The organism is Gemmatirosa kalamazoonensis, assembly GCF_000522985.1.
Lineage (GTDB): Bacteria > Gemmatimonadota > Gemmatimonadetes > Gemmatimonadales > Gemmatimonadaceae > Gemmatirosa > Gemmatirosa kalamazoonensis.
The window spans coordinates 4,068,012-4,092,665 of record NZ_CP007128.1; the positions used below are offsets into that span (position 1 = coordinate 4,068,012).

22 protein-coding genes are annotated in these 24,654 nt (G+C 71.3%); 2 read left to right on the plus strand and 20 right to left on the minus strand.

What is annotated here, in order from left to right; genetic code table 11:
• Window positions 1-40: 40 nt before the first annotated feature.
• The 14 genes from J421_RS32840 to J421_RS17815 all read right to left on the minus strand — a co-directional run bounded on the left by J421_RS32840 (window position 41) and on the right by J421_RS17815 (window position 16,544).
• On the minus strand, window positions 41-841 hold the full coding sequence (locus J421_RS32840) for a formyl transferase (RefSeq protein WP_025412520.1): 801 nt from the start codon (window positions 839-841) through the stop codon (window positions 41-43).
• Window positions 819-1,841 carry a polysaccharide deacetylase family protein gene (locus J421_RS17755; protein WP_104022762.1) on the minus strand — a complete coding sequence of 341 codons (1,023 nt, stop codon included), beginning with the start codon at window positions 1,839-1,841 and terminating at the stop codon, window positions 819-821. Before J421_RS17755 ends, J421_RS32840 begins: the two co-directional genes overlap by 23 nt.
• Window positions 1,842-1,892: 51 nt before the next feature.
• A complete protein-coding gene (locus tag J421_RS17760) occupies window positions 1,893-2,582 on the minus strand; it encodes a regulatory protein RecX (RefSeq protein WP_025412521.1) in 690 nt (229 codons plus the stop codon).
• Window positions 2,583-2,745: 163 nt separating this feature from the next.
• On the minus strand, window positions 2,746-3,783 hold the full coding sequence (gene recA, locus J421_RS17765) for a recombinase RecA (RefSeq protein WP_104022763.1): 1,038 nt from the start codon (window positions 3,781-3,783) through the stop codon (window positions 2,746-2,748).
• A gap of 124 nt (window positions 3,784-3,907) precedes the next feature.
• Entirely contained in the window at window positions 3,908-4,282 is a 375-nt protein-coding gene (locus tag J421_RS17770; protein WP_025412523.1) for a YraN family protein, read from the minus strand.
• A 133-nt stretch (window positions 4,283-4,415) separates the two neighbouring features.
• On the minus strand, window positions 4,416-5,213 hold the full coding sequence (locus tag J421_RS32845) for a glycerophosphodiester phosphodiesterase family protein (RefSeq protein WP_158508828.1): 798 nt from the start codon (window positions 5,211-5,213) through the stop codon (window positions 4,416-4,418).
• 119 nt (window positions 5,214-5,332) lie between these two features.
• Window positions 5,333-8,080 carry a TonB-dependent receptor gene (locus tag J421_RS17780; RefSeq protein ID WP_025412525.1) on the minus strand — a complete coding sequence of 916 codons (2,748 nt, stop codon included), beginning with the start codon at window positions 8,078-8,080 and terminating at the stop codon, window positions 5,333-5,335.
• Window positions 8,081-8,392: 312 nt separating this feature from the next.
• Window positions 8,393-10,867 (minus strand): FtsK/SpoIIIE family DNA translocase, encoded by a 2,475-nt coding sequence (locus J421_RS17785; RefSeq protein ID WP_025412526.1) that lies wholly within the window; start codon window positions 10,865-10,867, stop codon window positions 8,393-8,395.
• A 3-nt stretch (window positions 10,868-10,870) separates the two neighbouring features.
• Window positions 10,871-11,617: a 2-phosphosulfolactate phosphatase gene (locus J421_RS17790; protein ID WP_025412527.1), complete on the minus strand. Its 747-nt coding sequence runs from the start codon at window positions 11,615-11,617 to the stop codon at window positions 10,871-10,873.
• The gene (gene accC / locus J421_RS17795; RefSeq protein WP_025412528.1) at window positions 11,618-13,012 is read right to left on the minus strand and encodes an acetyl-CoA carboxylase biotin carboxylase subunit; all 1,395 of its coding nucleotides are present in this window, start codon (window positions 13,010-13,012) and stop codon (window positions 11,618-11,620) included.
• Entirely contained in the window at window positions 13,012-13,527 is a 516-nt protein-coding gene (gene accB / locus J421_RS17800; protein ID WP_201773038.1) for an acetyl-CoA carboxylase biotin carboxyl carrier protein, read from the minus strand. Before accB ends, accC begins: the two co-directional genes overlap by 1 nt.
• 25 nt (window positions 13,528-13,552) lie before the next feature.
• The gene (locus tag J421_RS17805) at window positions 13,553-14,644 is read right to left on the minus strand and encodes a M24 family metallopeptidase (RefSeq protein WP_158508829.1); all 1,092 of its coding nucleotides are present in this window, start codon (window positions 14,642-14,644) and stop codon (window positions 13,553-13,555) included.
• 5 nt (window positions 14,645-14,649) lie between these two features.
• A complete protein-coding gene (gene aroQ / locus J421_RS17810) occupies window positions 14,650-15,117 on the minus strand; it encodes a type II 3-dehydroquinate dehydratase (RefSeq protein WP_025412531.1) in 468 nt (155 codons plus the stop codon).
• Entirely contained in the window at window positions 15,114-16,544 is a 1,431-nt protein-coding gene (locus J421_RS17815) for a tetratricopeptide repeat protein (protein ID WP_025412532.1), read from the minus strand. The genes aroQ and J421_RS17815 overlap by 4 nt, the downstream gene beginning before the upstream one ends.
• 240 nt (window positions 16,545-16,784) lie before the next feature.
• Between J421_RS17815 and J421_RS17820 the strand changes: the two genes are divergently transcribed.
• Window positions 16,785-18,605 carry a SurA N-terminal domain-containing protein gene (locus J421_RS17820; RefSeq protein WP_148306377.1) on the plus strand — a complete coding sequence of 607 codons (1,821 nt, stop codon included), beginning with the start codon at window positions 16,785-16,787 and terminating at the stop codon, window positions 18,603-18,605.
• A gap of 77 nt (window positions 18,606-18,682) precedes the next feature.
• On the opposite strand, the gene J421_RS17825 is transcribed toward J421_RS17820, so the two are convergent.
• From J421_RS17825 to hutI, 5 genes are read right to left on the minus strand one after another with little or no spacing between them, the layout of a single operon-like run.
• The gene (locus tag J421_RS17825; RefSeq protein WP_025412534.1) at window positions 18,683-18,967 is read right to left on the minus strand and encodes a Sec-independent protein translocase subunit TatA/TatB; all 285 of its coding nucleotides are present in this window, start codon (window positions 18,965-18,967) and stop codon (window positions 18,683-18,685) included.
• Window positions 18,968-18,976: 9 nt separating this feature from the next.
• Window positions 18,977-19,258: a DUF4321 domain-containing protein gene (locus tag J421_RS17830; protein ID WP_236646322.1), complete on the minus strand. Its 282-nt coding sequence runs from the start codon at window positions 19,256-19,258 to the stop codon at window positions 18,977-18,979.
• 5 nt (window positions 19,259-19,263) lie between these two features.
• Window positions 19,264-20,271, minus strand: a complete 1,008-nt coding sequence (locus J421_RS17835) for a polyprenyl synthetase family protein (protein WP_104022765.1) — start codon at window positions 20,269-20,271, stop codon at window positions 19,264-19,266.
• Window positions 20,268-22,196 (minus strand): tetratricopeptide repeat protein, encoded by a 1,929-nt coding sequence (locus J421_RS17840; protein ID WP_025412537.1) that lies wholly within the window; start codon window positions 22,194-22,196, stop codon window positions 20,268-20,270. Before J421_RS17840 ends, J421_RS17835 begins: the two co-directional genes overlap by 4 nt.
• A complete protein-coding gene (hutI, locus tag J421_RS17845; protein WP_104022766.1) occupies window positions 22,196-23,335 on the minus strand; it encodes an imidazolonepropionase in 1,140 nt (379 codons plus the stop codon). The genes J421_RS17840 and hutI overlap by 1 nt, the downstream gene beginning before the upstream one ends.
• Between hutI and J421_RS17850 the strand changes: the two genes are divergently transcribed.
• Window positions 23,293-23,598 carry a hypothetical protein gene (locus J421_RS17850; RefSeq protein WP_104022767.1) on the plus strand — a complete coding sequence of 102 codons (306 nt, stop codon included), beginning with the start codon at window positions 23,293-23,295 and terminating at the stop codon, window positions 23,596-23,598. The two genes, hutI and J421_RS17850, sit on opposite strands and share 43 nt — an antisense overlap.
• A gap of 11 nt (window positions 23,599-23,609) precedes the next feature.
• Here J421_RS17850 and J421_RS17855 read toward each other — a convergent pair whose 3' ends face one another.
• Window positions 23,610-24,596, minus strand: a complete 987-nt coding sequence (locus tag J421_RS17855) for a radical SAM protein (protein WP_148306378.1) — start codon at window positions 24,594-24,596, stop codon at window positions 23,610-23,612.
• Window positions 24,597-24,654: the final 58 nt, after the last annotated feature.

The window sequence follows — 24,654 nt, forward strand, 5'->3', positions numbered from 1 at the left end:
TTTTCCACATTTGGGTAACATTCCCTGCCTACCCCGCTCGCTACCGCGCACGCCTCCCGAATCGAGCGCCGAGGTATTCCCAGATCGTCGGGTGGTAGCGAAGCGCCGCATGCGGCGCCTCGACCGTCGGGCCCTCGGGGCGCGTCCCGGCGAGCAGCGCCTCCACCGCGGCGACGAGTGGCGGCACACCGGCCGCGAGCTGCAGCGCCGGATACGTCGCGAAGCTGTCCTCCGGCCCCGGCGTCACCGGCACGTGCGCGATCACCGACCCGGTGTCGATGCCCTCGTCGACGAAGTGCACCGTCGCGCCCGCGAGGTCCGGGCGGCCGTCCGCGAGCGCCCAGTACGCGCCGTGCACGCCGCGATACGTCGGCGTGATCCCGGCGTGCAGGTTCACGAACGGCGCGCGCGTGCTCCGGAGGGTCTCGCGTCCCACGATCCGCGTCCCGCTCAACACGATCACGTCGGGCGCCGTCTCCGCGATGAGCGCACGCGCGGCGTCCGAGTTGACCGAGGCGATCGCGCGCACCCGGTCGCGGGGAATCGGCTGGTCGCGCAGCCCCGACGCGCGCAGGATCTCCGCGACCCGCCCCGCCCCGCGGCGCGTGAGCCACGGGCTCACGCCGAGCTGGAACGCGAGCTGGCCGATCACGCGAAGCGGGCCGAGTCGCCGCACACGCCGGCGCACGAGATCGAGGCGCGGCACCGGCGGCTCGATCGCGACCACGACGTCGGATACGCGCGCGCTGAGCGCGTGATACACGACGTTCGTCGCCATGCACGCCGTCCCGAGCACGAGCACGCGCCCGCCGGCCTGCCTAACGGTCGACGACTCGCTCACGCGACGTGTGCCGCCATCGCCCGGTCGGCCACCTCGGCCATCGACAGCGACTCCATCCCGTATCGCTCGCGGCACTCGGCGAACGTGTCGAGCAGCGCTCGCAGCATCGCGATGTTCGCTTCGGTCCGCACGCCGAAGTTGTGCGGGTGCCACCACAGGTGCACGATCCGCCGCTTGCGCGCCGCGCGCACGATCGCGCGCCGCAGCCGAGACACGCGCGCGCGCGCTCGATCGCGTGCATCGCGGTTCCCTCGCGCACCGGCCGCACGAAGAAGCTCGCGCGCACGTCGCACAGCCCCGACGGCTGCGCCACCTCGTCCCACCGCACGAGGTACGACGGACCCGCCGGCGCGTACGCCTCGGCGAGTCGCAGCGCGCGGACCGGGAGCGTCGTCGCTCCCCCGCCCCGCGGCGTGTGCACCCACCCGCGCGGCTGCCCGCGATAGGCGACGATTCCCGCGGCGCGCAGCAGCCGGTCGTACGCCGCGTTTCGCTGGTTGCGCGGGTACACGATCGAGCGCAGGTGAACGCCGTGCAGCGCGGCGCTCGCGACCGCCGCATCGAGGTCCGCGGCGAACGCGGCCTCGTCCTGCCCGGGCTCCAGGCAGTAGTAGTGCGAGTACGTGTGCGTCGCGATCTCCTGTCGCGGCGTCCCGGCAATGCGCGCGACGAGGCTCGGCGCGAAGTGCATCGGGTCGCGCGCCTCGTCGTCGCCCACCGGCTCGCCATACGGGTCGAGCCGAGCGTCCGCGTATCTGGGGCGCCGCGCGGGGTGCATGGCCTCGAGCTCCGCGCGCGAGCGGGCGAACAGCATCCCCACGGTGGCCCACGTGCACGCCGCCTCGTAGGCGGCGAACGTGTCGAGCATCGCGGGAATCGCGTCGCGCGCCCCACGCAGGTTGGCCGCGTAGGGCGCGTCGAGCGTCACGTGGTCGCGCACCCCCCAGTGCAGCTCGAGGTCGAGCGAGAGCACGAGCGCGCCGGGCATGGTCGTCGGCATCCGCCGAATGCTGAGCGTGCCTCCCCCCCGCTCGCAAGCCGCGGCGGCGCGCTAGTCCGTGCCCTCGTCGACGCCGGCGAGATCGTCCCGCAGCTCCGCGGCGTCCGCCGGCGCGAGCACGCGCGTCATCGCGTTCCGGATCAGCTCTCCGTCGTAGCCCTTGCGCGCGAGGAACGCGTAGAGCCGTCGCCGGCGAGTCGGCGCGTCGAGGCCACCGAGCGTGCGGAGCTTCTTGCGCGCGGCGGTCTCGACGAGCGTGCTCTCGTCCACCTGCTCGTCCTCGAACACTTCGGCGATCGCCTCGTCGGCCGCCGCGCCGGCGACGCCGCGCCGAAACAGCTCGTCGCGCACGCGCCGCTTCGATGCGCCGCGTCCGAGCACGCGCGAGCGGGTGAACTGGCGCGCGAACGCGTCGTCGTTCAGCAGCCCCGCCGCGGCGAGGCGATCGAGCGCCGCGTCGATGCGCGGCTCGGGCTCGCCTTTCTGCAACAGCCGGCGCCGCAGGTCACGGCGCGAGCGTGCCTGTGCGGCGAGCAGATTGAGCGCGCGGTCGTACGTCACGAGCTCGCCCATCGCCTCGTCGAGCGCGGCGCGCTTCGCGTCGTCGACCACCACGCCGACGCGCAGGCCGAAGCGCTCGACGATGTCGAGCGAGATCCGCCCCGCGGCCGCGCCGTCGAGCGCGAGGTCGAAGCGTCCTTCCTTGCGCGGGCTTGGCACGATCGCCGTGACTACCGCCATGTGCTGCTCCTGCGTTCCATCGTTAGGCAGGCGCCCGGTGACGACAAGAGCCGAGGGGGGCCTGCCGGGTTCGACGAGGAGTCCGGGCCCCGTCGTTCCTCGGCCGACCACCCCTCGGCCCTGTCCCACCGGATCATGCTGAGCGGGCGACGCCCGCGACCGATCAGTCCTCGGTCGGCTCGATCTCGGTGACGCCGGCGCCGATGCCGAGCACGCCCTTCACCTTCTCCTCGACCTCGGCCATCAGCGTCGGGTTGTCCTTGAGGTACATCTTCGCGTTCTCGCGACCCTGGCCGATCTTCTGGCCATTGTAGCTGTACCAGGCGCCCGACTTGTCGATGATCGCCGCCTCCGACGCGATGTCGAGGACGAGCGACGCGTGGCTGATGCCCTCCGCGTACATGATGTCGAACTCGGCCTGCTTGAACGGCGGCGCGACCTTGTTCTTCACGACCTTCACGCGGACGTGCGAGCCCACCACGTCCTCCTTGTCCTTCACCGGGCCGATGCGGCGGATGTCGAGGCGCAGCGACGCGTAGAACTTGAGCGCCTTGCCGCCCGTCGTCGTCTCCGGGTTGCCGAACATGACGCCGATCTTCTCGCGCAGCTGGTTGATGAAGACGACCGACGTCTTCGAGCGCGCGATGGCGCCCGTCAGCTTGCGCAGCGCCTGGCTCATGAGGCGCGCCTGGAGGCCGACGTGGCTGTCGCCCATGTCGCCCTCGATCTCGGCCTTCGGCACGAGCGCGGCGACGGAGTCGACGACGACGACGTCCACGGCGCCCGAGCGCACGAGGATCTCGCAGATCTCGAGCGCCTGCTCACCGGTGTCCGGCTGCGAGACGAGGAGGTTCTCCACGTCCACGCCGAGCTTGCGCGCGTACTCGACGTCGAGCGCGTGCTCCGCGTCGATGAAGGCCGCGACGCCGCCCGCCTTCTGGGCGTTCGCGACGACGTGCAGACACAGCGTCGTCTTACCCGACGACTCCGGGCCGTAGATCTCGGTGATCCGGCCGCGCGGGATGCCGCCCACGCCGATCGCCGCGTCGAGGTTGATCGCGCCCGTGGGGATCGCCTCGACCTTCACCTTCGTGTCGGTCCCCATCCGCATGATGGAGCCCTTCCCGCAGTTCTTCTCGATCTGCGAGATCGCGAGGTTCAGCGCCTTCTTCTTGTCGTCTGTGATGATCGACGTTGCCATGGTTCTCTCGTCCACCCGTTGAATGTCGTGAAAGCGCTCCGGACCTCGCGGCCAACCTAGTGCGGCAGTCGGTCGCCGGAACCCGAATAAAATACGAAAATCGAGTGCCGGAATCAAGCCGGAATCAGCACCGCGCGGGGACGTCGAAGGCATGCTCGACGTGCCGGATCCGGGCGCCCGACCGGGTCAGCAATACCCCGATCACGTCGAACCGATACGCCTCGCCGGGACGTCCGCATCGATCGATCCACACCCAGGCGCTCCGCACGAGCTCTCGCCGCTTCCGCCAGCCGACCGCCTCGACCGGATCGCCGAAGCCGAGTCCGCGGCGCGCTTTGACCTCGACGAACGCGACGTCGGCGCCGCGCCGAGCGACGAGGTCGAGGTCGCGGTGTCCGCTCCGGAAGCGGTGCGCCACGATCGTCCACCCGTGGCGCAGCAGCCACCGCGCCGCGACCCGCTCGCCGAGTGCCCCCGTGCCCTGCCGCACGTCCGTCATGGGCAGAGGATAGGGACATGGCGGGCGCGTCAGCGGGCCGAATCGTTGCGGCGCGGATCCGAATCGCGGCGTACCGTCCTACGCTCCCCCGGAGAGAGCACCTCGCGACCAGAGGTCGAGGGAGGTGCTCAGCTCAGGAGGTTGGCCCCGACGCGCCGGTCGCGGCCCGGAGCCGCAGCATCGTCCCCGGATCGTCGGAGATGATCCCTCGCACGCCGAGCGACCACAGCCGTCGCGCCTCGACCGGATCGTTCACCGTCCAGATGTGGACCGGCACGCCGAGCCGCTCGAGGATCCGCGTGAACCGTCCGATCGGCAGCCGGAGCCCGGAGTAGCTGGTCGGCACACAGACCACGCGGTACGGGACCGCTCGCACCGGGAAGCCGCTCAGCGCACAGGCCATGAGGCGCGCCACATCGTTGCGCGACGAGCCGACGGCGATGCGCGAGCCGGCGAACGGCGTCAGGCACGCCGCGTCGAACGCGTCGACGACGACCCGGTCCTCGGCTCCGTGCCGCTCCACCAGCCGCCGCGTGGGCTCGGAGGCGGCGGGCGTCTTGATCTCGATGAGGAGCGGCGTGTCGGGATGGCGGCCGAGCAGCTCGTCGAGCGTCGGGACGCGGACGTCGCGCTCGCGGTACGGGAAGCTCGCTCCCCCGTCGGGCGTGAACCGCGCTCCGGCGTCGAGCGCGCGGACCGCGCCGAGTGTCAGCGACGCGATCGCCCCGACGCCGCCCGTCGTGCGTTCCACCGTCGGGTCGTGGTGCACCACCACGTGCCCGTCCGCAGTGAGCCGCACGTCGAACTCCAGCGCGTCGACGCCCAACGCGACCGCCTGATCGAAAGACTCCAGCGTGTTCTCCGGCGCGTGCGCGGAGTTGCCGCGATGCCCGACGACGGGGCGGCGGTCGAGCGTCAGCAAGGGATGCACGGTTCTCTCGGCTCGAGACGCCTCACGCGGAGACGCGGAGGCCGCGGAGATCTGCCCTCGAATGGACAGGTCTCCGCGGCCTCCGCGTCTCCGCGTGAGCAGCCACCGCGAGGCGGCGCTCAGAATGCGTATTGAATTCTGGTCAGGATCAGACGACCGATGTCCGGCACGCCGACGAACGTGGGCACCTTGTTGTCCAGGATGTTCTGCGCGTTGATCGACCAGCGCAGCTGCCCGCGCGGGCTCGGCACGCGCCATGACACGCCGGCGTCGAGGAACGCGTTCACCGGCACCGACGGATAGCGCACCGGCGTGTTGATGCCGTACGAGTTGAACACGCCCGAGTTCACCGGGAACGCGTTCATGTAGCGCCCGCGCACCTCGGCGCTGAAGCCCTTCGGCTCGTCGGCGTAGCGCACCGTGGCCGTCGCGCGGTGGTTCGGCGTGTTCGCGGTGAACGGGTTCTGGGCCGTCGCGCCCGGCGCGTCGGGGATCACGTTCTTGTTCAGCCAGGAGTACGTGCCCTCGAGCGTGAGCTTGTCGGTGAGCAGCACGTCGCCGGCGAAGTCCACGCCGTGCACGTTCACGTAGCCCGACGCGTTCTGGTACGAGAAGACGAGGTACGGCTGGTCGTAGAGTGAGTTCGTGAACGCGGCGGCTCCCACCGGTACGCGCCCGAGGACCGTCGCGATGGCCGGTGCGAGCTGCGCGGCGGTGCCCTGCGCGACCGCGGCCGGCTGGCCGGCGGCGATGAGCCCCTGCGCGATGCCGGCGCCAAGGAACGTGCCGAGCTGCTGTCCGTTCAACAGCACGCCGGGATTGATGATCTGCGTCGTCGGGTCCACCGGGCGGCGCTGGATCCAGAACGCGCCGTCGAGGTGCACGCGCTGACCGAGCAGCCCCTTGTAGCCGATCTCGAACGTGTTCGAGAAGTTCGCGCCTAGCGGGGCGTAGTCCTGCGGCGGGCCGCTGAGCGGCGTGCTCGTATTGAGATCGACGAGCACCGTCCCGACCTGCGCGTCGGTCGGGCGCAGCGCGCGCACGATCCCGCCGACCGGCCCGCTCAGCGCGCCGACCAGCGCGGCCTTCTGCGCGTCGCCGCCGAAGCTGCTCGCCGGGATGCTGTTGACGATCGCGACAAGCTGCGACGCGATTCCGGCATACGTCGACGCCGCCGAGGCGGGCACCAACCCGCTGACGTACGGGGACCGCATGCACAGCCCACCGAGGCCTCCGCCGCAGGTACGGGCGAACTGCCATCCTTGCTTGGGGGGATTGCCGATGATCTGCACCGGCATGCCCGGCGCGGGCGTGGAACCCGAGTACTGATCGAGGAAGAACGAGAACGCCGCGGGCGAGTTGAACGCGCGGTTGAACGTCACGCGGAAGTTCTGGTTCGGCGCCGGCTTGAACACGAGCGCCGCGCGCGGCGAGACCTGCGTGCCCTCGATGCGCGAGTTGTTGTCGACGCGCGCCGCCGCGAGGAAGTCCACCATCGAGCCGAGCGCGGTCGTCGTCTGCACGTAGCCGCCCGTCTCGTTGATGTCGTCGTCGTTCTCGTTGCGGCCGTTGATCGACCCGGCGGTCTGCGGGCGCGTGGCGATGTAGTCGCCGCCCAGCACGATGCGCGTGGGGCCGAGCTGGAGCCCCTGCTGCAGCTGGCCGACGAGGACGCTCGACTTGTCGACGACCGGGATGCCGGTGCGAAGGTAGTACGTGCCCTTGTCGTCGAGCGCGTTGTCGTTGCCGCTGTTCGACTTGTTGTAGAAGACCTGTGCGAAGAACTTCTTGTGGCGGAAGCGCTCCTGCAGGTTCGAGTACGACCAGTCGCGCACCTGCGCCGCGCCGAACGTCGTCGTGATCTCCATGCCGCGGCCGATCTTCGACAAGCCGGCCGTCGTGATGAGCTCCGTGTTCTCGCCCGGCCGGATGTCGACGCGCGCCTCGCCGCTGTACTTCCGCAGATCGAAGTCGCGCGTCACCGGCTGCCCGCGGCGCGACGTCGGCACACGGGTGTCGGTCGTGCTGAACCGCGCCGGCTCGTTCGGATCGTGGTACTCCCAGTCGTGCGCCGTGAAGTACTCGCCCGACAGCTTGAACGCGACCTTGTCGCCGGGCACGACGCCGGCATACCGGCCGGAGCCGCGCAGGAGCGACCGCTCGCCGCCATCGATGGTGAGCGTCGTGCCCTGCGACTGGAACGGCGACTTCGTGATGACGTGCAGCACCCCGTTGCCGGAGTTCGGCCCGTAGAGCGCCGCGGCGGGGCCCTGCAGCACCTCGATGCGCTCGATGTCCTCGTTCGTGCCCGTGAACAGGAACGGCACGTTGACGCGCAGCGAGGGCACGCCGGCGAACCGGTAGTCCTGCAGCATGAGCATCGACGTCGAGAACGCGTTGTTGAAGCCGCGCGACACGATGTTCGCCTGCGCGATGCCGCCCGTGCTGATCGACAGGCCCGGCGTCGCCTTCAGGTGATCGACCACCGTGGCCGACGGCCGCTCGGCGATCCGCTCCGTCGTCACGACGCTGATCTGGTTCGGCGACTCGAGGATCTTCTCCGGCTCGGCGCCGCGCGTCGCGGTCGTCACGATCTGGTCGAGCTGCGACGCGGAGGGCTGCAGCACCGCATTCACCGTCTGCGTGCCGCCGCTTGTCACGTGCACCGTGTCGACGTCCTTCGGCGCGTACCCGATGCGCGCCACGCGTACGCGGTACGCACCCGCGCGCAGCCCGCCGATGCGATACCGACCGGTCGAGTCGGTGATCGTCGTGCCGGTGACGCCGCGCGACGGCAGCACCAGCGCCGTGACGGTCGCGGCGGAGATCGGCGTGCCGCTCGCCTCGGTCACCCGGCCCGAGATCACGCCCGGCGCGTCCTGCGCGCGCGCGCGCGCGACGGCGTACCGAGCGTCGCGGCGAGCGCCGTGGCGAGAAGCAGGGCGAAACGTCGTTCGGCGACGGATGGAACGAACGGCATCGAGGCACCTCCAGGCGATGGGAGCGGACGGCCGGCCCGTGGGATGGCGCCGTCGCGCGATGTGGCGAGAACGTGACTTTCCGCTGCGTGGCGGGAGGATACGGCACAGGTCGGCCGCCCTACGTTATCACGCGGGCGGCCGCCGTCAACTCGTGCGGGTGGCGCGACGTACGGGCACTCCCACGCCGGGAATCCCACGTCACGCCTTGGGGCCGAACTTCATCTCCAGCTCGTCGAGGCCCATGAGGACCTCGCGCGGCTTCGAGCCGTTCTTGCCGCCTAACACACCGGCCGCCTCGAGCTGGTCGATGATGCGCGCGGCGCGGCCGTAGCCGACCTCGAACCTGCGCTGCAGCAGCGACGTCGACGCCTCGCGCTGGTGCACGAACAGCTCCGCGGCCTCGCGGAACAGCGCGTCGCGCTTCTCGTCGCTCTCGTCGTCGAAGTCGTCGCCGTCCTTCCCGTTCAGCAGCGCCTCGCGCTTCTTCACCGTCTCGAGGATGTCCTCCTCCTCGAGCACCGCGTCGACCGCCGCGGCGAGGTCGCGCGCCTCGGCCGACGTGCCGGCCTTCTGGTCGCGGTACCAGTGCATGAGCGCCTCCGTGTCCTCGCTGGAGAGGAACGCGCCCTGGAGACGGGCCGGCTCGCTCTTGCCGGGCGGGATGAACAGCATGTCGCCGTTGCCGAGCAGCGACTCGGCGCCGACGCCGTCGAGGATCGTCTTCGAGTCGACGCCCGACGCGACGCGGAACGCGATGCGGCTCGGGAAGTTCGCCTTGATGAGGCCCGTGATGACGTTCACGCTCGGGCGCTGCGTGGCGATGATGAGGTGGATGCCGATGGCGCGCGCCTTCTGCGCGAGCCGCGCGATCGGCGTCTCCACCTCGCCCTGCACCGTCATCATCAGGTCCGCCATCTCGTCGATGACGACGACGATGTACGGCAGCTCGCCCTTCGTGTACGTGCGGTCCTCGAACGCGACGTCGGGGTTCTTCGGCTTGAGCAGCGGGACCTTGTCGCGCACGCGGTGGTTGAAGTCCTGCACGTTGCGGCAGCCGTTCGCCGCGAGCAGGGCGTAGCGCTCCTCCATCTCGATGAGCGCCCACTTCAGCAGCGCCGCCGCGTCCTTGCTGTCGGTGATGACCTTGTGCCGCATGTGCGGCAGGTCGTTGTACACCGACAGCTCGACCATCTTCGGGTCGACCATCAGGAAGCGCAGCGTGCGCGGCGTGTGCCGGTAGATGAGACTCGTGATGATCGTGTTCACGCACACCGATTTACCGGCGCCCGTCGCGCCGGCGATCAGCAGGTGCGGCATCTTCGCGAGGTCGGCGATGACCGGCTTGCCCTCGAGATCCTTGCCGAGCGCGATCGGCAGCGCCGCCTTCGCGTGCTCGAACTCGTTGCTGTCGACGATCTCGCGGAACGCCACCATCTCGCGCGACGCGTTGGGCACCTCGATGCCGACGGCGCCCTTCCCCGGGATCGGCGCGACGATGCGGATGCTCGGCGCGCGCATGGCGAGCGCGAGGTCGTCGGCGAGCGACGCGATCTGGCGCACCTTCACGCCGGGCGCCGGCTCGATCTCGAACTGCGTCACGGTCGGCCCCACGGTGCGGCCGACGAGCTGTCCCTCGATCTTGAACGTGCGCAGCGCCTCCATGAGCTTCACGCCGGCGGCGTCGAGCTCGCGGCGATTCACCTCGGGGTTCTTCGGCGGCGGCGCGCTGAGAAGCTGCTTCGGCGGCCGCTCGAGCATCGTCCCTTCCGGCGGATGCTCGGTCGCGGTGATCTCGGCCTGCACGCGATCGGCGGCGCCGAGCGACTCGTCGCCCTTCGCGCGCTTCTTCTTGCGGTCGCCCTTCGCGTCCGCGTCGAGCGCAGGGTGCGCCGCCGGCGCGGCCGCCGCGACGGCCTCCATGGCGAGCACCGGGTCCACCGCCGGCATCTCCTCCGGCGACGGCTCCAGCACGACGGCGAGATCCTCCGACGCGTCCTTCCGGCGACGGCGCTTCTTCCCGTTAGGCAGCGCCGCGGCGTCGGCGCCGTCGACGAGCGACGGGCCGAGCACCTCCTCGTACGTGAGCGGCGGCGGCGGCGGGCCGGCGATGAGCGCGCGTAGCGGGCTCCAGGCGAGCGTCGTCACCGTGAGCACGCTGAGCGCGAGCAGCACGACGAGCCACGCGCCGACGGCGCCGAACAGCTCCGTCGCGTAGAACGCCACGAACCCGCCCCACAGCCCGGCGGCGAGGCTCTCCTCGCGGCCCACGTGCGTGGCGAGCGCGGTGACGATCGGCGCGAGCAGCACCATGCCGCCGAGGAACAGCAGCCAGTCGCGGTCGGAGCGCTTGTCGAGACGCCCGAACAGCCGCAGCGCGTGCACGGCCGGGGCGATCGGCACGAACAGCGAGCCCGCCCAGCCGAAGCCGGCGAGCAGCGGGCCGCCGACGACGTCGCCGAACGACCCGAACGCGCCGTGCGCGATCGACGGCGGGAGCAGTCGTGCGACGACGGCCCCTGCCAGGAAGCAGGCGGCGATCAGGAGGGAAACCGCGGAGAGCTCGCGCTTGAGCGCCGTCTCGCGGGGCAGTTCGGGAGGGAGGGTGCCGCGGGTGGGAGGAGGGGCGTCGTGACGCCCCCCCGGCGGGACTCCCGGGAGGGCGGGTGCGCCCATGAGCTAACGCTCCCAGTCGGGTCCGAGCTTCACAATCTGACGGTCCACGTAGACCGGCACAACGGGGTGCGCGTCGATCGCGGCACAGAGCGGGAGGTCGCCGCCGAAGCCGGCCGCCACGAGCGCGCGGCCGTGCTCCGACTCGGCGAGCATGTCCTCCACCCGGTCGCCGTGGTGCCGGTCGAGCAGCGCGCACACCTGCGCCGCGTCGTTCAGCAGCACCCCGGCCAGCCGGCGCATCACGCCGCGGACGTAGCGCCCCGCGCAGGCCGCGTCCTCGCGCGAGAAGTACCGCTCCCGCCCGGCGCAGACGATCGTGATGTCCACGCCGCCCCGCGCCGCAGAGCGCAGGTATGCGAGCACCGGCGACACATTGACGTACGAGGCCACCACGATGTCACGCGCCCCCTGCGCGGCGACGAGCGCGGGGGTGCCGTTCGTCGTCGACATCAGGATCGTCCGCCCCTCCACCGCGTCGGCGGTGAACTCGCGCGGCGAGTTGCCGAGGTCGAAGCCCGGCACGGGGAGCATCCGCCGCTCCCCGGCGAGCCGCACGTCGCGCCGCTCGAAGCTCTTCGAGCGGCGGATGACCTCCTCGGCGCTCTCCAGCGGAACGACCGAGCGGGCGCCGTGGTCGAGGGCGGTGGCGATCGACGTCGAGGCGCGGAGCACGTCGATGACGGCAACGACCCGACCGGCGACGTCGGCCGGGGTGACCGATGCCGCCCCGAACACGACGTCGAGGCGCACCTAGCTCGGCTCCCGCGCCGACGGCGCGGCGTCCCCGCGCTGCAGCTCGGACCGGATGCGATCGAACTCGCGCTCGAGCCACTTCGTGTCGACGTCGCCGGCCTGGAACTGCGGGTGCTGCATCACGCGCGCGAGGAACGGCGACGTCGTGGTGACGCCCTCGATGATGAGGCTCTCGAGCGCGATCTGCATGCGCTTGAGCGCCTCCTCGCGGTCGCGTCCCTGGACGATGAGCTTCGCGATGAGCGAGTCGTAGAACGGCGGCACCGTGTAGCCGGCGTACACGTGCGTGTCGAGCCTGACGCCCGGGCCGCCCGGCGGATGGAACACGTCGATGCGCCCCGGCGACGGCTGGAAGTTGCGCACCGGATCCTCGGCGTTCACGCGGCACTCGATCACGTGGCCGCGCAGCGGCGGCATGCCGTCGACCGACAGCGGCTGTCCCGCCGCGACGCGGATCTGCTCCTTCACGAGATCGACGCCGGTCAGCATCTCCGTCACCGGATGCTCGACCTGGATGCGCGTGTTCATCTCCATGAAGTAGAACGACCCGTCGGCGTTCAGCAGCATCTCGATCGTGCCCGCGCCGACGTAGTCGATCGCCTTCGCGCCGCGCACCGCCGCCTCGCCCATGCGCGCGCGCAGATCCGGCGTCATCACCGGGCACGGCGCTTCCTCGACGAGCTTCTGGTGGCGACGCTGCACCGAGCAGTCGCGCTCCCCGAGGTGGATCACGTTGCCGAACGTGTCGCCGAGTACCTGGAACTCGACGTGCCGCGGACGCGTGAGGTACTTCTCGACGTACACGTCGCCGTTGCCGAACGCGGAGAGCGCCTCGGAGCGCGCGAGCTGGAACGACCGCGCGAAGTCGTCGGGCTCCGTCGCGACGCGCATGCCCTTCCCGCCGCCGCCCGCCGCCGCCTTGATGATGACCGGGAAACCGATCTCCTGCGCGAAGCCTAACGCTTCCTCGGCCTCCTCCACGGGACCCGGCGTGCCGGGAACGACCGGGACGCCCACCGCGGCCATCGCCTTGCGCGCGGCGGCCTTGTCGCCCATGACGCGGATCTGCTCCGCCGTCGGACCGATGAACGCGATGCCGGACGCGGCGCACGTCTCCGCGAACTCCGCGTTCTCCGCGAGGAAGCCGTAGCCGGGATGGATCGCGTCGGCGCCGGTGATCTCCGCCGCGGCGATGATGCGCGGGATGTTGAGATACGACTCGCGCGACGGGGGCGGTCCGATGCAGACGTCGTCGTCGGCGAAGCGCACGTGCAGCGACTCGCGGTCCGCCTCCGAGTAGACGGCGACGGTCTGGACGCCGAGCTCGCGGCAGGCGCGGATGACGCGCAGTGCGATCTCGCCGCGGTTGGCGATCAGGACTTTCTTGAACATCACCCGTTCGGGTCGATGCGGAACAGCACCTGCCCGTATTCGACCGGGTGCGCGTTGTCGGCCACGATCTCCTTCACGACGCCGTCGTACTCGCTCTCGATCTCGTTCATGATCTTCATCGCCTCGATGATGCAGACGATCTGCCCCTTCGAGACGCGCTGCCCGACGCTCGCGTAGGACGGCGAGTTCGGATCGGGCGCCGAGTAGAACGTGCCGACCATCGGCGACTTGATCTCGAGGAGCTTCGAGGCCGGCGCCTCGCCGCGCGCGCCGGCGCTCTCCGCGATCGCGCTCATCCCATCGGCCGGCGTCGGCATCGACGGCGCGACCGGCGCGGGGAGCATGGCCGGCATCGCCGGCATCGCCACCGGCGCGGCGACCTGCATCGTGCCGCGCTGCTGCGGCGTCTTCGAGATGCGGAGCTTCATCCCCTTGTCCGAGGAGATCTCGATCGAATCGACGGACGACCCGTCGAGCATCTCGATGAGCTTCTTGACGTAGCGCAGATCGATCATGGGAGCGGAAGAAGGGGCGCGTGGATCACGACAGCTCGATGAGGTCCCGCGGAAAGCGTGTGAGGATCTCCGGTCCGGTGGGCGCGAGGTGCACGTCGTCCTCGATGCGCACGCCGCCCCATCCGGGGAGGTAGACACCGGGCTCGATCGTCACCACGGCACCCGCGGGCAGCGCCGACTCCGCGCCACGTGCCAAGCGAGGCGCCTCGTGCACGTCCAGGCCCACACCGTGCCCCAGACTGTGCCCGAACGCCTCGCCCAACCCGCGCTCGTCAATGTAGTCGCGCGCTAGCGCGTCGGCATCCCGACCGCGCATGCCCGCCCGGACGTGCGTGCAGGCCACCGCGTTGGCCTCGCGCACCACCTCGTAGACCTCGCGCTGCCGCGCGTCCGCCGCGCCGAGCACCACGGTTCGCGTGATGTCCGAGCAGTAGCCGCCGACGATCGCGCCGAAGTCGATGAGCAGGAAGTCGCCGCGCGCGAGCAGGCGGTCGGCCGCTCGCGCGTGCGGCAGCGCGGCGCGCGGCCCACTCGCGACGATCGTCTCGAACGGGAAGCCCTCGCTCCCCTCGTCGCGCAGCGCACGCTCGAGCGCACCGGCGACGGCGAGCTCCGTCATCCCCGGTCGCACCTGCGCGAGCGTCTGCTGCAACGCGCGCTCGGCCACGGCGGCCGCGTCGCGGATGAGCGACACCTCCTCCGCCGCCTTCCGCTCGCGCAGCCGCTCGAGCACGTCGATCGTCGGCCGCCACGTCCATCGAGCGCCGCCCTCGAGCAGGCGCTGGAAGTCGCGGTGCAGCAGGTGCCCGCTCTCGAAGCCGGCGACCTGTACGTGCGTGAGCTGGGCGAGCTCGCGCCACAGCCCCGTCCAGAGGCTCTGCGGCTCGATGACCACGTGCGCGAGCTCGCCCACCTGCTCCGACGCCTGCGTCTGATAACGGAAGTCGGAGACGAACAGCACCTCGCCGCGGCCGGTGACGAACAGCAGCGCGCTCGTGCCCGCGAACCCGGTGAGGTACCGGATGTTGGAGAGTCCCGTGACGAGGATGCCGTCGAGGTGCAGCCGCGCGAGATCGTCGACGAGCGCAGCGAGCCGTTCGGATCGTCGGTCGGTCACGCTGGTCAACCCGCTGTAGAAGGAGAACCGCTCTGCGCTCGCGCGCGCAGCGTCGCGACCAGCCCGCGCAGCGCGAGCTCGTAGCCGTAGGTGCCGAACCCGCACAACACGCCGAGCGCCGCCGACGCGAGCATGGAGCGATGACGGAAGTCCTCGCGCGCGTGAACGTTCGTCACGTGCACCTCGACGAACGGCACGCCGACGCCGACGAGCGCGTCGCGCAGCGCGATGCTGGTGTGCGTGTACGCGCCCGCGTTGACTACCGCGCCGTCGGCGGCGCCGGCGAGCGCCTGGATCGCGTCGACCAGCTGGCCCTCGCCGTTGTGCTGCACGCACCGCACCGAGGCGCCCAGCTCCCTGCCCACCTCGAGCAGGCGCGCCTCGACGTCGGCGAGCGTCGTATGGCCGTAGAGGTGCGGCTCGCGCCGCCCCAGCAGGTTCAGGTTCGGGCCATTCACGACGACGATGTTCACGAGTCCCGAAGCCCCCGCAGCCACGCGTTGAACTCGGCGAGGTCGTGCTCCTCGGACTCGGGCGCCGCGGGCGCCGGCGCGGGAGGCGCCGGCGGCGCCGGCTCGGCGGCGGGCTCGGGCCGGTCCGCAGCACGAGCCGGAAGCAGCGGCTCCGCGGCCGACGCGTCCGCGCTCAGCGCGCCGGCCCACGCACTGGCGGCCCACGCGTCCCGCTCGGCGACGGGCTCGGGACTCGGCTGCGGGGTCGGCTGGGGGATCGGTTCGGGCATCGGCTCCGGCATCGCTTCGGGCTCGGGTTCGCGCGCTGGCTCCGGCGCGGCCTCCGCCGCGGGTTCCGGGCCGCCACGCTCGGCGAGCCCGCGGAGAAACGCACCGGCGGTCTCCCCGGCCGGCGTCGACGGGTGCAGCCGGTCACGCAGCTCGCGCGTGCGCCGCGCGAGCCCGGCGTCGTCCGGGCGCTGCGCGACGAGCCGCTCGAAGATCGCGAGCGCCTCCTCGTCGTGTCCCTGCTCCAGGCACAGCTCGGCCATCGTCTCGGTCGCGAACGCGTCCGACGTCACGAGGTCGTGGGCATCGCCCTCCTCGGGGATCCACGGATCCGGTGCCGGTGGTGCCGGCGGCCGCTCGGCGACGATCGACGTGTCCGCGGCGGGCGGCTCCTCCAGGTCGACGGTGGGCTCGAGCCGGTCGAGCGCCTCGTCGTGGGTCGGAACGAGGTCGAGGCCGACGACCGGGTCGAACGCGCCGGCGTCGACGAGCTCCGACGGCGGCCGCTCCGAAGCCTCCTCGCGCGACTCCTCGCGCACCTCGTCGCGCTCGTCCTCGGCGACCGGCGGCGCCCACTGGAAGTCGTCGTCGAGCAGGTCGATGAACCGGCCATCGGTCGGCTCCGGCTCACCCGGCGCGTCGGGCGGCACGACGTGCTCCACCGGCGGCTCCGTCGCGAGCGCCTGTGGCGGCTCCCAACCCGCGTCGTCGGTCAGCTCGGCGACCTGCCCGACCGGGGCCGGAGTGACGGCGGGCTGGTTGCTCGGGTTCAGCGACTGGAGCAGCTCGGCGATCTGGTCGTTGTAGGGGTCCGTGTCGAGCACCCGGCCGTACCACCGCCGCGCCGCGTCCGCGTCGCCGGTGACGTGGGCGATGTCGCCGAGGTGCCGGAGCGCGATGAGGTTCTCGGGATCGAGCTCCACCGCGCGCTCGAAGACCTGTCGCGCCTCGGCCAGCTCGCCGGCCTCGAACAGCGCCTGGCCGAGCACAACGTGACCGCTCATGTGCGTCGGGAACAACCGCAGCTGGGTGCGGCAGAGCGCGATCGCGGTGCCGAGATCGCCGGCCTTCCGGTACTCGTTGGCCAGCGGAGCGAAGTACCGCCGGGGATTCTCGTCGAACTTCGACCGGAGCTCGTCGATCCGAGCGGAAGCGGCCATTCAGGTCCCTCGGCGGGCGGACGGCAGAGTCAGGCGCAGACTCCGACGGGGTGGAAGCCGGGATAATACTCGGGCCGCCGCGGACAGGTCAACCGCGCCACCGCGCAGAAGTCGGTTGCTCCCTTGATTTTAGCTGCGTTTCCGGGCTAGGTTTTTTGGCTACGCGCTCCCGCGCGTCCCTCGTTCGTCCCCCCTCGCTTCACCGCCTCACGCCAGGAGTTACGCGCCGTGCTGCAATCGATGCGGAGCGCCGCCAAGTACGTCTGGATCATCATCGCGATCACGTTCGTCGGCGGCTTCCTCTTCGCGCAGGCGTCCGGTCTGCTCGGTCGCGCCCCGGTGACCACCACGACCGCCGTCGCGAAGGTGAACGGCGCCGAGATCCTCTACACGGACTACGAGCGCGCGGTGCAGAACCGCAGCCAGCAGGCGAGCCAGCAGCTCGGTCGCGCGCTCACGCTGGACGAGGACGCCCGTCTGCGCCAGGAAGTCTTCGACGACATGGTGAACGACGCGCTCCTGCAGCAGGAGTACAAGAAGCGCGGCATCACGGTCACCGACGAGGAGATCATCAAGTTCGCGCAGACGTCGCCGCCGCCGGAGCTGCTGCGCAGCCCGGAGCTGCAGACGGAGGGGCAGTTCGACCCGGCGAAGTACCGTCGCTACCTCGCCAACCCGGCGGCGCGCGAGGGGGGCCTGCTGCAGTATCTCGAGGCGTACTACCGCCAGGAGATCCCGCGCCAGAAGCTGTTCATGCAAGTGACGTCCGACGTCTATCCGTCGGACGCGCGCCTCTGGTCGATGTGGCGCGACTCGCACGACTCGGCGCAGGTGACCTACGCCGCGCTCCGCACGGACCTCATCTCCGACTCGTCGGTGAAGGTCTCGGACGACGAGATCTCGTCGTACTACGACGCCCACAAGAAGCAGTACGAGCGGCCCGGCCGCGCCGTGCTGTCGCTGCTCACCATCCCGCGCGCGGTCACCGCGGCCGACACCGCCGCCGCGCGCGCACGCGCCGAGCAGCTGCGCGCGGAGATCGTCGGGGGGCAGAAGTTCGAGGACGTCGCGAAGCGTGAGTCGTCGGATTCCGGCTCCGCGCGCCAGGGCGGTGACCTGGGCCGCGGCGGCAAGGGTCGCTTCGTCCCGGAGTTCGAGAAGGCGGCCTACGCGCTCACGCCGGGCGAGGTCTCGCAGCCGGTGCTCTCGCCGTTCGGCTACCACCTCATCCGCGTCGACGAGAAGAAGGGCGACACGCTCTCGGTGCGTCACATCCTCGTGCCGATCGGGCAGAGCGACTCGAGCGCCGCGCGCACGGATCGCGAGGCCGACGCGGTGGCGAAGCTCGCGGCGTCGCAGGAAGACCCGAAGAAGTTCGACCAGGCCGTGGCGCAGTACAAGCTGTCGCGTGCCTCGGTCGTCGCGCTCGAGGGTGAGCCGGTGAGCTGGCTCGGCAAGCCGGTGCCGAGCGTGAGCGCGTGGGCGTTCGGCGGGGCGAAGGTCGGCGAGACGAGCGACCTGTACGACGCGCCCGATGCGTACTACCTCGCGCGCCTCGACTCGCTCACGCAGGGCGGGCAGCAGCCGCTCTCCGAGGTGAAGGAGGAGATCCGCCACCGCATCGCGCAGGACAAGAAGGTGGAGCAGCTCGTGCCGCGCGCCGAGAAGATCGCGCAGCAGGCCGCGTCGTCGTCGCTCGAGCAGGCGGCCGCGGCGAACGGCACGAAGGCCGAGCAGACACCCGTCTTCTCGCGCACGTCGCTCGTGCCGGGGCTCGGCCAGTTCACCCAGGCGATCGGCGCCGCGTTCGCGCTGCCGAAGGGCGCGCTGAGCGGCCCGGTGCCGTCGCGCGACGGCGTCTACGTGCTCCGCATCGACCGCCGCGTCGACGCCGACAAGGGCGCGTGGCAGGCGCAGAAGGCGCAGCAGCGCGACCAGGTGACCAACGCGCTGCGTCAGCAGCGGATTCGCGAGTATCTGGCGGGGCTGCGCGAGTCGGCGAAGATCGTCGACAACCGCAAGGACGTGCAGGCCGCGGCGCGCCGCCAGTCGGCGACCTGACCCCCGGTAGCGCGGCGAATCGAAAAGGCCCCCGCGAAAGCGGGGGCCTTTCTCATGCTACCCGGCGACTGCGGGAGTCAGCCGATGAGTCGCTTCGGCGCCCGGGCCTGGTCTTCCTCGGCCGTCGTCTTCGGCGCGGGCGGGCGGAGCGAGGGGTCCTGATCTGCCGGCGGCACGGAGCGGTTCATCTCGTCGCGGATCGGATCGGTGATCGCGCGCTGCGCGTCGGTCATGTTCCGCTTGAACTCGTTGATGCCTTTCCCGAGGGAACCGGCGACTTCCGGGATGCGCTTCGCCCCGAACAGCAGCAGGACGATGAGCAGGATGATGAGGATCTCGGGAAGGCCCAGGTTGCTGAACATGGCAGACTCCTAGAAGAGCGAGCGGGCGATCAGGTAGGCGATCAGGACGCCCAAGAGGCTGAGCAGCGACACGTCCAGCGCCACCGGGCCGATTCCGAACTTCAATATAATGAGGTCCAGCTGTAGCGGTCCGATCGACGGGGTGACGCCGGTCGTTAAGAATTGCTTAACCCCACCGGCGGGGAGAAAGATGCGCGCTGCCTGGGTGAGCAGGCCGCCCACCACGAACCCTGCCGCCAGCACGATGGCGTGGAAGCCAGGGCGACGCCGAGACGCTCCGCGAGAGGCCATCGTCGTCACCAGCGCCGGTCGAGGACATAGCCGATCGCGTCGAACAGCGCGGTCCGCGCCGCCGACTCGGGGAGTGAGGCGAGCGCCTCCTCGGCCTCGCGCGTGACCTGCTCGCCGCGGCGCCGCGCGTACTCGAGGCCCCCGTGCTCGGTCACGATGCTCACGACATCGGCGACGAGCGCATCGTTCGGCGCGGGCTCGGAGAACAGCTGCTCGACCCGCTGGCGCGGGGCGGCGGGCATGTCGCGCAGCGCCGCGATGAGGGGCAGCGTGACCTTGTGCTCGCGCAGGTCGAGCCCCGTGGGCTTGCCGGTCATCTCCTGCGCCTCGGTGTAGTCGAGCAGGTCGTCGGCGATCTGGAACGCCATGCCGAGCCGCTCGCCGAACGTCGCGAGCGCGGAACGGTGGCTCGCGGCGCCGCAGAGGGCGCCGACCTCGGTCGCGGTGCGGAACAGGGCCGCCGTCTTCGCGCGAATCAGGCGGAAGTAGTCGTCTTCGTCGAAGCGCAGCGCGTCGAACGCGGAGAGCTGTCGCAGCTCACCGATCGTCATCTCCGTCGACGAGCGCGCGAAGACGCGCATGACCTCGAAGTCCCCGACGCGCACCAGCTCGGCCATCGTGCGGGCGTACAGATAGTCGCCCATGATGACCGAGATCTGGTGGCTGTAGAGCGCGTTCACGGTCGGCATCCCGCGGCGGAGCACCGAGTGGTCCACCGCGTCGTCGTGCACGAGCGTGGCGAGGTGCAGCACCTCGACCGTCGCGGCGAGCGGAATCGCGCGCACATCGTCCGGCGTGTCGTCGACCGCGCTGGCGAGCAGAAGGAGCGTGGGACGGAACATCTTCCCCTTCATGCCCATCAGGTGAGCGCCGACCTCCTCGGCGAGCGGCAGGTCGGCGGCGACGATGCGCCAGATCTCGGCCGACACCGCCCCGAGGCGGTCGCGCACGGGCGCCTGGATGTCGTTCAGCGCAGCGGCAACGTCGGCGCGGGAGCGCGCGGACAGCGTCATGGAGTCGGGGCTGGCAGTTGCGTTAGGCGTCGGGCGGCGTCGCGGAACTCGATGTCCGCCGTGACGACGCGCTGGAAGCAGGCGCGCGCCGGCTTGTGCTGCCCCAGCCGCGTGTGCGCCTCCCCGAGAAGATAAACGACCCCGAGCAGCGCCAGCTCATTCCCGTCGCCGCCGGCCGTCGCCTCGTCGAGCGCACGCTCGAGCACGCCGATGGCCAGCTCCGGCGACCCGCGATCGAGGAAGCACTGGCCGAGCGCCTCGCGCGCCCGGAGCGCACCCTGCGGCGACCGCGCCGCGCGCTGGAACTCGCCGATCGCCTCCTCAATGAGCCCCATCTCCCGGAACGCGACGCCGAGGTCGTAGTGGCTGGCGTGGTCGCTCGCGTCGACGTTGCGGGCGAGGCCCGCCTTGAAGACGCCGAGCATGCGCTCGAAGTCCGCGGCCTCGTCACCGGTCGGCTTGACGTCCTCGGTGGTGATGCGCGTCGAGCGCGCCGGCTCCGCGTCGCGGATCCAGTCGCCGAGGTCGATGAACGACTCGGCGCGCGGCACCGGCGTCGCCGCGGGCTGCGGCTCGACGAACGGCTCGGGCTCCGGCTGCTCGGGCTCGACCTGCAGCGTGACGGGCTCCTCCTCGCACGCGTCGACCGCCTCGAACGCGTCGACCGCATCGAACGCCAGCGTCTCGGCAGGCATCGGCTCGAACGCGAGCGGCTCGTCCGCCGGCGCGTCGAGCTCCATCGTGTCGATCTCCAGCGACGTCACGTCGATCTCGGGAATCGCGATCCCGTCGAGCTCGAGCGGCTCGTGGCCGAGCGGCGCGTGGCCGGGCGGCTCATCCGCGAGCGGATCCTCGTCGAGCGTCTCGATCGACGGCAGCGCGACGGTCGGCGCCGGCGTGTCCAGCGTCTCGAGACCGTCGAAGGTGTCCAGGCTCTCGAGCGTGTCGAGGCCGTCCAGCGTGTCGAACGAGGGCGCCGCGTCGGCGACGAGCGCCATGGGCTGCGGCGCCTCGTCGTCGAGGAGCGGCAGCGCACCGAACGACGGGACGTCCACGTCGTCCTCGACGTCGACCAGCGGTAGCGGGTCGACGCCCCACGAGGGCTCGTCGTCGAGGTCCACGTGCCCCGCGGTCTCCACGAGCAGCCCCGGCTCGACCTCGGTGGTGCCCGACGGCGCCGGCTCCGGCTCGAACGGCGGCAGCTCCGCCGACACGGCGGTCAGCTCCAGGCCGGCCACGGCGGCGACCGGGGCCGCGATGGAGTCCATCGAGACGTCGAGGAAGACCAGGTCGCGCCCGTTGTCGTCGGACGGCGCCGCCGCGACGACGACGCCGCCCAGCGGCGTCGGGCTCTTCGCAGCGGCTTCCTCGGCCGGCTCCGGCGCGACGGGGAGCATCGCCTCCAGCTTGGCGCCGATCTCCGTGCCGCGGTTCCCCTTCGCGAGGTGCCGCGCGAGCGCGGTGCGCGCGTCGTCGTCCGCGGGACACAGCGCGGCGAACTCGGTGAGCGCCTTCAGCGCCTCGTCGTCGCGGCCGGCGCGGTGCATCCGCTCGGCGTACTCGACGAAGTGGTACTTCGCGTCGCCGCGGAAGCCCTGCTTCGCGTGAAGGACGGCCAGCGTGTAGTGCGTCGGCGCGTGGTCGGGCGCCTGCCGCAGCAGCTTGTTGGAGACGGCGATGGCGTTGTTCAGCAGCCCGCCGGTCGCGTACGCGTCGATCGCGCGCTCGAAGTACCCCACCGCGCGAGCCGAGTCGCCGAGCCGCATGGCGACGTCGCCGGCGCGATTGAACAGCGCCACGTCGACCTCTTCCCCGTCGGCGGCCGCCTCATCGAACAGCCGGGCGTAGAGCGCGAGCGCCTTGTCGAACTGCCGATCGTGCTCGAGCTGAACCGCCTGCTTGGAGAGCTTCGCGAGGTTGGACATCAGCGGGGGGAAGGCTCCGAGGGGGGACCAGTCCGCTCGTCCTCGGGCGCGAACGCGGCGCAAGCTACCCGTGGCTCGTACGGGTGACAAGCGACGCCGCGCGCCCACGTTCCCCTGCACAACCGATCGCCGTACCAGTACGGGATCTCGCGCACGTCCTCGGCGTCGAACAGCGCGAGATCGGCGGAGAAGCCGGGCGCGATCTGGCCGACCTGGTCGGCGAGACCGAGCGCCGCCGCGCCGTTGACGGTCGCGGCGACGAGCGCCTCGGACGCGTTCAGGCGGAGCTGGCTGACGGCGAGCGTGAGCACGAGGGGGAAGTTGACGGTCGGACTCGTCCCGGGGTTGAAGTCGGTCGCAAGCGCGACGGCGACGCCGGCCTCCACCAGCGCGCGCGCCGGCGCCTGCCGGGCACGTCCCAGGAACAGCATCGTTCCCGGGAGGAGGGTCGCCACGGTCCCCGACGCGGCGAGCGCCTGGACGCCCGCCTCGCTCACCGCCGCCAGGTGGTCGGCGGAGACGGCGCCGAGGGCAGCGGCCAGCTCGGCCCCTCCCGACGGCTCCAGCTCGTCGGCGTGCAGCTTGAGCCCCAACCCGCGGGCGCGGGCGGCCTCGAGCAGCACGCGGCTCTCCTCCAGCGTATAGACGCCCGGCTCACAGAAAACGTCAGCAAATCGCGCCAGCCCCTCGGCGGCGACCGCGGGCAGCATCGCCTCGGTGACCAGCCTCACATACTCGGCCCGCCCCCCGTCCCGGGACCGGTACTCGAGCGGGATCTCGTGCGCCCCCAGAAACGTCGGGACGATGCGCATCGGCAGCCGCTCGGCCAGGCGGCGGATCACCCGCAGCGTCTTCAGCTCGTCGTCGAGCGACAGGCCGTAGCCGGACTTCACCTCCACGGTGGTCGTGCCGTACGAGGCGAGGCGCTCGAGCCGCGGCCGGGCGAGCGCGAACAGGTCGTCCTCGGAGCGACCGCGGAGGTCGCGCACGGAGCTGTGGATGCCGCCGCCGCGCCGGGCGATCTCCTGGTACGGCACGCCGGTGGCGCGCAGCTCCTGCTCCTCGTAGCGCGCGCGCGTCCGAAGATGGCGTGCGTGTGCGAGTCGACGAGTCCGGGCGTGAGCAGCCGGCCGCCGCAGTCGATGACGTGGGCGTCGGGATGCAGGCGACGCAGCTCGCCGTCGGGCGCGACCGCGGCGATGCGCTCTCCGACGACGGCGACGCCGACGCCCTGCCTGACGCCGGCGTCGGACAGCTCAACGCCGCGGCGGGCGCGCGCGGGGCCCGCGCAGGTCGCGAGCTGTCCGACGTTCAGGAACAGCGTCTCACGCGGAGACGCGGAGACCGCGGAGAACTGCCCATCGCTTTGGGATTGCTCCGCGTTCTCCGCGTCTCCGCGTGAGACGGAATCGCTCATCTCGCCGCCGTCCCCATGACATCGGCGACGCGCGACGCGATGCGGATGGGGGCCTGCGCCTCGCCGCGGCACGCGTAGTAGCACGCGTTGCAGTCGATCGGCTCGTACGTGCGGTAGTCCGACCAGTGGAAGTCGGTCGGGAAGTCGGGGCAGCGCCGGACGTGGCCCGTGGGGCTGATGTGGATCGTGTCGCGTCCGCTGCGGCACGGCTCGGTCATCTCGCCGCGCAGGTAGCGCGGGATCTGCTCGAGGTAGTAGTCCGAGTTCGTGATCACGCCACGCCGCCGCCGCTTGAACGCGAGCAGCTCGTCGACGACCGCCTGTACCTCGGCCAGCTGCTCGCCGCGCACGAGATGCGCGCGGTTGCCGTTCTTGCTGTCGGTGTAGACGCTGAAGTTCACGCCGCACCCCACCGACTCCGCGCGCCGCACGATCGGCAGGATCTGATCGAGGTTGTCGTCCTTGATGACCGTGTTGAAGCGCACGTTGTCGATGCCGCGCGCGCGCATGGCCGGCACGGTGCGGAAGATCTTCTCCACGAGCCCCGGGATGCCGCGCGCGCGGTCGTGACGCTCGTCGAGGTAGTCGAGCGAGATGTTGAACTGATTGATGCCCGCGTCCCACAGCGACGTCGCCCGCTCGGGGGTGAGCATCCCGCCGTGCGTGATGAGCGTGACGTACTTCAGCCGCACCGCGCGGTCGACCGCGGCCACGAGATCCTCGAGGTCGCGCCGCAGCAGCGGCTCGCCCCCGGTGAACGTGACGAGCATCGGATCGAAGTGGCGCGCCGCGTCGGCGAAGCTCTTCAGCTCATCGGCCTTCGCGGACGCGTCGGTCTTCCAGTAGTCGCAGAATCCGCAGCGCGCGTTGCAGCGCAGCGTGACCTCGAAGTGCACGAGCACGGGACGCTTGCGCGCCTTGAGCCACGCGTACTTCGCGAGGAAGAGCGGAACGTGGTACGGCTTGAACTTCGCTGAGAGCATCGGACTCCGACGCTCCGCGCTCCGCTCCACACTCCACGCTCGGGTCGAGTCAGCGTGG